Annotated in this window: 6 protein-coding genes; 2 read left to right on the top strand and 4 right to left on the bottom strand. The window is 67.5% G+C overall.

Annotated elements, in window-relative coordinates:
* From Q0116_RS12445 to Q0116_RS12460, 4 genes are all read right to left on the bottom strand, one after another.
* Positions 1-728 (bottom strand): ABC transporter ATP-binding protein (locus Q0116_RS12445; protein WP_297888830.1); only part of this gene is annotated, 728 nt, incomplete at its 3' end.
* Positions 729-1748, bottom strand: a complete 1020-nt coding sequence (locus Q0116_RS12450; RefSeq protein WP_297888834.1) for an ABC transporter permease — start codon at positions 1746-1748, stop codon at positions 729-731.
* On the bottom strand, positions 1735-2739 hold the full coding sequence (locus Q0116_RS12455; protein ID WP_297888837.1) for an ABC transporter permease: 1005 nt from the start codon (positions 2737-2739) through the stop codon (positions 1735-1737). Before Q0116_RS12455 ends, Q0116_RS12450 begins: the two co-directional genes overlap by 14 nt.
* Positions 2740-2760: 21 nt before the next feature.
* Positions 2761-4548 (bottom strand): ABC transporter substrate-binding protein, encoded by a 1788-nt coding sequence (locus tag Q0116_RS12460; RefSeq protein ID WP_297888839.1) that lies wholly within the window; start codon positions 4546-4548, stop codon positions 2761-2763.
* A gap of 178 nt (positions 4549-4726) precedes the next feature.
* Here Q0116_RS12460 and Q0116_RS12465 point away from each other — a divergent pair, with 178 nt between their 5' ends.
* Both Q0116_RS12465 and Q0116_RS12470 read left to right on the top strand, forming a co-directional pair.
* Positions 4727-6049, top strand: a complete 1323-nt coding sequence (locus tag Q0116_RS12465; RefSeq protein ID WP_297888842.1) for a hypothetical protein — start codon at positions 4727-4729, stop codon at positions 6047-6049.
* Position 6050: 1 nt separating this feature from the next.
* The gene (locus Q0116_RS12470) at positions 6051-7721 is read left to right on the top strand and encodes a CRTAC1 family protein (protein WP_297888845.1); all 1671 of its coding nucleotides are present in this window, start codon (positions 6051-6053) and stop codon (positions 7719-7721) included.
* Positions 7722-7828: the final 107 nt, after the last annotated feature.

The raw sequence follows: 7828 nt of genomic DNA on the forward strand, positions 1-7828 counted from the left end.
GCCATCCGGTCGGCCAGCGCGGCCACCAGCGGCAGGTCGTGCGTGATGAACACCATCGTCAGGTCGTACTTCCGCTGGAGCTCCTCCAACAGCGTGAGGATCGACCGCTGCATCAGCAGGTCGAGCGCCGCCGTCGGCTCGTCCATCACGAGGACGTCGGGTTCGAGCACGAGCGAGAGCGCGATCAGCGCCCGCTGTGTCATCCCGCCCGACAGCTCGTGGGGATACGAGTCGAGCACGCGCTCGGGATCGAGATACAGGTCGGACAACAGCTCCCGGGCGAACTCCATTCCCTCGGACACGCGCGCGTCGTGGGCCTTCAGCGTCTCTTCGAAGTGCCCGCCGATCTTCATCGTGGGGTTGAACGAACTCATCGCGCCCTGGAACACCATCGCGACCTCCTCCCAGCGGAACTGGCGCAGCTCCTCGTCGCTGAGTTCGAGCACGTCGACGGTCGTTCCATCGGGGCGGTGATAAAGCACTTCGCCCGACAGCTGGCCCGGGTCGGGGATCGCGTCGAGCATCGCCGAGGCGAGCATCGACTTCCCGCTGCCGCTCTCCCCGACCACCCCGACGACCTCGTTGCGCTCGACGGAGAGGCTGACGTCGTCCAAGACGAACGACTCGCCGCCGTCGTAGGTGACCTTGGCGTTGTTCAGCTCGATTATCGGGTCGCTTTCGCCCGTCGGGTCGTCGTACCGTCCGTCGGCCGTCGTGTGTGATGCCATTCAGAATACCTCCGTCACGGTGTCGTCGTCGTCGTCGGCGACTGTCGATTTCGACTCGCCGGCCATCCGCGTCCGGACGCGGGGGTTGAACACGCGGTCCAGCCCCTGGCCGAGCAGGATGAGGCCGAGCGAGAGCCCCATGATCGCGATCATCGGGGCCAACAGCCAGTGGGCCGCCTGCCACGAGAACAGCGCCCCGTTGCTGTACGCGAAGTTGAGCGTCACGCCCCAGTTCTGCGCCGAGTAGGGCAAGACTCCGAGGAAGTAGAGCCCGACCGATGCGAACATGACGTAGCGCGCGGCGAACACGAAGTTGACCGTGATGTACGGCATCAGGTTCGGGATGATGTCCTTGACGATGATACGCGGCGTGCTGATCCCCATCGTCCGCGACGCCTCGACGTAGTTGTTCTCGCGGATCGTGAGCACCTGCGAGCGGAGCGACCGTCCGAGCCCGGCCCAGTAGCTGATGTTGATGATGACGCCGAGGACCACCGGGTTCTCCGGATTTAGCGTCACCGCCAGGATGATGACGAGCGGCAGCCCCGGAATCGCCATCACCAGGTCGGAAAACGACATCAGTCCGCGGTCCACGCTGCCGCCCTTGTAGCCGGCGACCGTGCCGATGACGACGGCAATCAGGGTCGCCCAGACCGCGCCGGCGGTGATCAGGATGAGGATGGTCGGCGTCGAGTGGATGATAAGCGCCATGAGGTCGACCCCCGACTGGGTCGTTCCCAGCGGATAACTCATGTCGGCGAACGGCCCGAGGAGCCGCGGCGCCTGACTCGTCGACGGCTCCCGCCAGAGGCCGAGCACCGCGACGAGCGCCATGAGGACGTAGCCGCCGATGATCAACAGGCCGAACCGGGTCCGCCAGTCGGACCACGCGACGAGCGCCGGCGTCCGCACCCGCGCCTCGTACGTCTCCTTGAGCCGTTCCCGCCTCGTCACGTCGGGCGACGAGGCGCTGTCGCCCCGCCAGTCGACGGCCGTGCTATCGGTCTCAGTAGGCTTCATCTGACTCACCTGCGCTGATCCGCGGGTCGATCCGGCTGTACGTCAGGTCGGCGATGAACACGCCCACGACGAGCGCCACGGTGATGACGAGGAACGTCCCCATCATCAGCGGGTAGTCGTTGGCGTTGAGCGCCGTGATCATGTAGTAGCCCAGCCCGGTGTACGAGAAGATCTGCTCTAAGATGACGGTCCCGCCGAGGCGGAAGCCGAGCAGCAGCAGGAACCCCGTGTACAGCGGGAGGATGGCGTTCCGCGCGACGTATCGGGTCGCGATACGCCCGTCGGAGAGGCCGCGCAGCCGCGCCACCTGAACGTAGTCGTTACCGAGCACCTGGATGCTGTTGCCCCGCATCGCGAGCGCCTGCCCGCCGGCGGCGCCGAGCGTGTACGAGACGATCGGCAGGATGCTGTGTTTCAGCGCGCTGACGACGAACGGGAGGCTGAGGCTCCGGTCGACGCTGTTGCTGATCGTCCCCGCGGTCGGCAGCCAGCCGAACTGGTAGGCGAACACGTACAACAGGAGGACGGCCACCACGTAGAACGGCAGCGACATCATCGAGATGGAGACGCCGGTGACCACCTGGTCGAACCGGCCGCCCTCCCAGTACGCCTGTAGCGAGCCGAGGAAGATGCCCACGACGAACACGAGGATCGTCGAGACGAGGACGACGAACACCGTCCACGGCGCCGCCTTCGCCAGCACCGACACCACCGGCTCGCCGAGCGAGATCGACTCGCCCAGGTTGCCCTGTACCAGCGCGGTCATGTAATCGATATACTGCATCCACAGCGGCTCGTCCGGGCGGATGTTCTGGAGGTTCGCGATCCGGGCGTCGACCTCGTCGGCCGGGACCCCCTGCCGCAGCAACTGCGCCCGCAACAGCGTGAACGGACCGCCCGGGAGGAGCCGGACCAGACCGAACGTCAGCGACGCTACGAGGAAGATCGTGACGAACACCCTGGCGGTCCGCCGCACGTAGTAGTTGACCATTGCGTACTATGTGCCGTCGGATTACTCCGTCGCGCTCAGCTTCCCCTGCTTCGGGAGCCAGTGCGACGGCCACTTGACGCCGCGGGCCGGGTCGTCCGGGCCGACGACGTCCCAGTCGGCGTCGGTGAGCCACGACTGGTCGACCTTCCCGACCAGGCTCAACACCGGGATGTTCTGGTTGTGATGCCACGCGACGCGCTGGATCGTCTCCCGCGCCGCCGCCTCGTCTTGGGTCGTGGCGACCGTCTTGATCTCCTCGAGGGGGTCGATCGTCATCTCGCCGGAGCCGTCCATCGCGGGCACCGTCTTCTCGCCCTCGGTGAACCCGTGCCCGCCGCTGATGTCCGGGATCTTCATCTGCCAGCGCAGCGGGAAGTACGGGAACGACGAGCGCGCGCCGCCGGGCAGCCAGTAGAGCGCGCCCATCGTGAAGTTCGACTCGATGTACCTGCTGAAGAAGTCGCCGATCGGGAGCGAGTTGATGTCGAAGTCGAAGCCGAAGGAGTTGAGCTGGTCGACGACGGTGTTCGTCGCCGTCGTCCAGTCGGTCCAGCCGGCCGGGGTGAGGTACTCGCCGCCGAGCGCGTTGCCGTCGCCGTCGCGCCACTTGCCGTCGGACTTCGAGTAGCCGGCCTCGCGGAGCAGCGAGGCGGCCTCCTCCGTCTGGGAGGCGTCCATGCCGTAGCTCTCGAAGCTGTCGAAGCGGTCGCCCAGCCGCGTCTCCTGGTCGGCCGGCGCGATACCGGTGACCTTCGGCGCCGGGTCCTTCGTCCGCGGCCCGGCGTTTTCGGCGACCTGCTGGCGGTTGATCACGTGCGCGACCGCCTGCCGCACCTCTCGCTTCCCGAAGTGCTCGTCGTTGTGGTTGAAGAGGGCGCCGTACCCCCACTTCGCCGGCAGTTGGACCTCTTCGACGCGGTCCGGGAAGTTCGCGACGGTCGTCGGCGGCGTGAACAGGCTCGTGACCACGTCGAGTTCGCCGCCCAAGAGCCCCTGCTGGAGCGCGGTGTTGTCAGTTCGAGTGAGCAGTTCGTACGTGGAGAAGTTCACGTTGTCCGCGGAGTGGAAGCTCTCGTTCCGCGTGAGCGTCCACCCCTGGTCGCGCTTCTCCTCGAAGTTGAACGGGCCGTTCCCGTGGATGTCCTCCTCCCACTTGAACTCCTGAACGGCCGAGGCGTCCTGGTCGACGAACTCCTCGTACACCGGCCCGTACGCGTGGATCCGGAGGTCGCCGTTCGCCAGCGTGTGCTTGATGATCTCCGGGTTCGTCGGCTCGGCGAGGTTCAGGACGACGGTCTTGTCGTCGCCGCCCTGCTCGACGCTCTCGACGTAGTCCCAGAGCGCGGAGCCGGTCTTCTCCATCAGGCGGAACTGCCGGATGACGTCGCTCGCCGTCACGTCGTCGCCCGTGTCCCACGTGAGGTCGTCGCGGAGAGTGAGCGTGACGGTCGTCTCCTCGAACGACCACTCGTCGAGCCCCGCGAGCTCGAACTCCTTCGTCGAGAAGTTGTACGCGGCGAAGCGCTCGAAGATGTGGTTGCCGGCGATCCAGTCGTAGTTCTGGGTCCCCATCGGGTTCACGTGGAGGTTCGACGGCACGCCGTTGTTCGTGGCGCCGACGAGCGCGGTGTCGATCACGCCCGACCCGTCGCCGCCGTCGCTCCCGTCGCTCCCGTCGCCGCCGTTACTCCCGCTCCCACTGCCGCCGCCACCGCAACCCGCGAGCGCCGCTGCCCCCGAGGCGCCCGCCGTGGCGACGAACTGCCGCCGGCTGACAATATCGCTATAGTCGTCGTTGGGATTTGCCATGTAACGGTTATCACGTTCTGTCATCTGTTATTAAATGTTATGGTAAATAGACTATCATGAACAATCTCGATCGCGTGCGGGCCCGCGATCCTGCCGACCAGAACCGAGATCTCTCGGTAGGACGCCCGAGCGTGACCGCGACAAAAGAATTAAGCTGAGACACTCGTTACCACGGATGATGCCTTCAGACGAGAGTCGAGACATTCCGCGTCGTGCGTTCGTCCGTACCGCGGTGGCGATCGGCGGCAGCAGCGCCCTTTCCGCGTGCCTCGAGGCGGAGCGCGGCCGGCTCGGCGAGGCGCCGGGCTCGACCGACGGGGCCCCGGCCGACGCCGATCCGACGTTCCCGCGTGGGGATCCGAGTGCCGTTCCGGACGGCCAGCACCGCTGGGGGGAGTTCCTCGTCCGCGACGCGCACGGTAACACGGTCCCCCCGCAGCAGCTCGTCGGGATCGGGATGCGCTACGAGGGGTCGACGCCGCCGACGGACGCCGAGCGGGAGACTGTCGAGGAGGCGCTCCGAACGCTCGAACGAGCCTTCCAGTGGGGCACCGGAGGCGATGCTGGCGCGCCGTTCCACCGCGGACTGCTCTTCATGCTCGGATACGCCCCGGCCTACTTCGACGCGGTCGGCGACGTCCCCGCGGGGCTCTCGACCCCGGAGTCAGTCCTCGAAGCCGTCGGCGAGGACCCGGCCCGCGCGGACGAGTACGACGCGGTGCTGATACTGACGAGCGACATCGGCTCGATCCTCCTCGCCGCGGAGGAGGCGCTGTTCGGCGAGCTCGACGAGCTCAACGGCCTCCCGGTCGAGTCGACGTTCGAGGGGGTGTTCTCGAAGGCCGGCCGCCACGTCGGCTACGTCGGCAAGGGGCTGCCGGCCGACAAGCTCGACCACGACGACGTTCCCGAGGACGCCCCGCTGTCGATGGGGTACAAGTCCGGCTTCCGCGACAACCTCCCGAGCGAGGACCGCGTCACCATCGACGAGGGGCCGATGGCCGGCGGGACGACGATCGCCTCCTCGACGCTCCGGATCGACCTCGACCGCTGGTACGACCAGGGGCAGGCGGAACGGACCGCCGAGATGTTCTGTCCGGCGCACGACCCCGACGACGTCGGCGACACCGGCGACAAGCTCGGCGGCGACAGCGGCGTCACCGAGTCGCACGTCGAAGACATCGACGCCCACGCCGAGGAGTACGACCGCGTCGGCCACACCCAGAAGGTTGCCCGGGCCCGTGACGACGACTTCGAACCGCGCATCCTCCGGCGGACCGAGGGCGTCGCCGACACGGTCCGCGACGGCGCGGGGTTCCAGTTCAACGCGATCCAGGAGACGATGGCCGACTTCGTCGAGACGCGGAAGACGATGAACGTCGACGAGTACGACCACGACGTGCCCGCCGAAGACCACGGCATCACCGATTACCTAGAGACGCTCCGGCGCGGCAGCTACCTCGCCCCGCCCCGCGAGAAGCGCGCGCTCCCGGTGGTCTGAGATGCGACGAGGCCTGCGCGTCGGCGCCGTCTGTCTGTTCGTCCTCCTCGCCGGTTGCTCCGCCGCCGGGGTGTTCGCGACCGGAGGCGACGACCCGGCGACGGAGCCGCCGCGGATCCAGTTCGAGGACGCCACGGCGGAGGCGGGACTGGCGTACGAGGCGAGCGGCGGCGGCGTCGGCAACGGGAACTCCGGCGTGTACGTCGCCGACGTCGACCGCGACTCGTGGCCGGACGTCCTCGCTGTCGGCGGGGCCGAGCCGGCGCTGTTCGTGAACCGGAACGGGACGTTCTCGCGGCGGGGCTCGTTCCCGTCCGTCGACGGGGCAGTGAAGAGCGCCTCGTTCGTCGACGTCGAGGGGGACGGCTGGCCGGACCTCCTCCTCTTCGGCCGCGACGGGACGGTCCACGCCTTCGACAATGACCGCGGCACGTTCGAGCCGACCGACTACGGGCTCGGTACCCTCACGTACCCGCTCGGCGCGGCGGCCGCCGACTACGACGGCGACGGAGACACCGACCTCTTCGTCTACCAGTCGGGGTCGTGGCGCGAGGGGAAGCCCGCGGGCTACTTCAGCCCGAACGCCAGCATCGACGTCGACAACGGCAACCCGAACTACCTCTACGAGAACGTCGGCGGCGCCTACGAGCGCGTCCGGACCGACGATATCGAGGGGGCGCGCTGGAGTTTGGCGGCAAGTTTCGCCGACCTGACCGGTGACGGTCGTCCCGACATCCACGTCGCTAACGACTACAACAACGACACAATCTACGTGAACCGGGGTGGCGGGGGGTTCGAGCGGCGGTCGCTCGGCGGCTCGACGGCCCGCAACGGGATGGCGTCAGAGGTCGCCGACGTGACCGGCGACGGCCGGCCGGATGTGTTCGTCTCGAACATCTGGTTCCCCGACCTCGAAGCGAACATGGAGCCTGAGCGGTACGAGCGACTGAAACGCCTGCTCGATTACGTCATTCACTCGAGTCGGACCGAGGGGAACACCCTCCTCGTCAACCGCGGCGGCGGGGAGTTCACCGACCGCGCCGACGGTCTCGGTGTCCGCCGCGGCGGGTGGGGCTGGGCCGCGAGCATGACCGACTTCGACAACGACGGCGACCGCGACCTCGTCCACACGACCCAGCGGGTCATCAGGGTCGACCGCGAGGATCCGGTGTACACGCACCCGATGGTGTTCCAGTCCAACCGGAGCGTCGCGGGCGACGATGGGGCGTACGAGCGCGTCGAAAAGGAGACGAACGGAATGCGCGAGACCGACGGCCGGGGGCTCGCCACGCTCGATTACGACCGCGACGGCGAACAGGAGCTCGTCGTCGCGACGTACGACGCCGAGTTCGTCGTCTACGACAACGCCGCGGTCGACGACCGGAACGGCCTCCAGTTCCGCGTCGTCGACGAGCGCGGCGCGACGGCGCTCGGCGCCGAAGTCACCGTGACGGCCGACGGAGAGCAGGTGGTCCGTCACACCTCGAACACCGACTTCCTCTCGCAGGACTCCCGGGTCGAACACGTCGGGGTCGGCGCCGGCGAGACGGTGTCGCTCCGCGTCGTCTGGCCGGACGGGACCGAGCGGCGCTTCGAGGACGTCAGCGCCGACCAGCGGCTGCGGATCACGAAGTCGGGGATCGTCGTCGTTTCGGCCGATTCGACCGCCTGATGGCGGTTCCCCGCCATCAAAAATTATAAATCAACTTGGTTACCCTCTATGGGTATGCAGTCAAGCAGCGAGCAACCCCTTTACAGAGACGAGACTGCCACTCTCTC

The organism is uncultured Halorubrum sp., from assembly GCF_937146585.1.
In the GTDB taxonomy this organism is placed as follows: domain Archaea; phylum Halobacteriota; class Halobacteria; order Halobacteriales; family Haloferacaceae; genus Halorubrum; species Halorubrum miltondacostae.